General features: G+C 54.0%; 1 protein-coding gene. It reads left to right on the top strand.

The features are described 5' to 3' along the window. The first annotated feature begins 59 nt into the window (after positions 1–59). Positions 60–932, top strand: coding sequence for a phosphorothioated DNA-binding restriction endonuclease (locus JTI85_RS04045; protein ID WP_219352136.1), 873 nt, complete (start codon positions 60–62; stop codon positions 930–932). Positions 933–952 lie beyond the last annotated feature (20 nt).

Raw genomic sequence — 952 nt, 5'->3', positions numbered from 1 at the left:
GCTTGATCAGGTGATATTTTGCGAGCATCATCGCAATTATTTACCCGATAATGAAATCAATGACTTCCAGTAAAACCCTGCAACAGGCGATTGCCGACATCACCATCTGGCGTAAAGGCGAGCAGCGTGCGCCGCACAAGCCCCTGCTGCTGCTTCATGTGCTGGCCGGTTATCAGCAGGGTCATGGCCGCCTGTTTGACTACGGTTCGGAGGTTCGCGACCCGTTGCATAGCCTGCTGGAGCGATTTGGACCACAGCGCGCGCAATACCGCCCGGATATGCCCTTCTGGCGCTTACAGGGAGATGGGTTCTGGGAGCTACAAAACACCGAGCACTGTTCAACATCCGGTAGCAGCAAACAGCCCCCTGCCGGGGAACTGGTAACGCACAACGTTGCCGGAGGTTTTGATGAACAGCATTTTGCCCAGTTGAAAAAGAGCAAAAGCCTCATCAACGCCCTGGCCCAGCAAATCCTCGAGGCGCACTTCACCGAAAGCATCCAAGAAGAGATCGCGGATGAACTGGGATTTGATATCCTGCAAATCCGCAAACAGCGGGACCCATTGTTCCGCCAGCAGGTTCTGCGTGCCTATAACTATAAATGCGCTATTTGTGGCTTCAATATGCGCCACGACAGCACCTCGGTCGCCCTGGAAGCCGCCCATATCAAATGGAAACAGCACGGCGGCCCGTGCGAGACTTCAAACGGCCTGGCGCTGTGCGCAATCCACCATAAAGCCTTTGATAAAGGTTCGATTGGGCTGGATGAAAGTATGCGAGTACGGGTGTCACCCGCAGTAAATGGCAGCGGCATAGTGGGCAGAATGTTCTGGGATTTCGAGGGTAAATCGATAGCGCTGCCGATGATGCGCGAGAATTATCCAAAAAAAGGGTTTGTAGAGTGGCACAGGAAGGAGGTGTTTAGAGGGTGAGTGCGAAGGCCGGACTCGAA

Source organism: Citrobacter sp. Colony219, from assembly GCF_019382635.1.
Lineage (GTDB): Bacteria > Pseudomonadota > Gammaproteobacteria > Enterobacterales > Enterobacteriaceae > Citrobacter > Citrobacter youngae.
The sequence above is the reverse complement of the archived record's forward strand: the minus strand, read 5'-3'. Positions and strand labels throughout refer to the sequence as shown.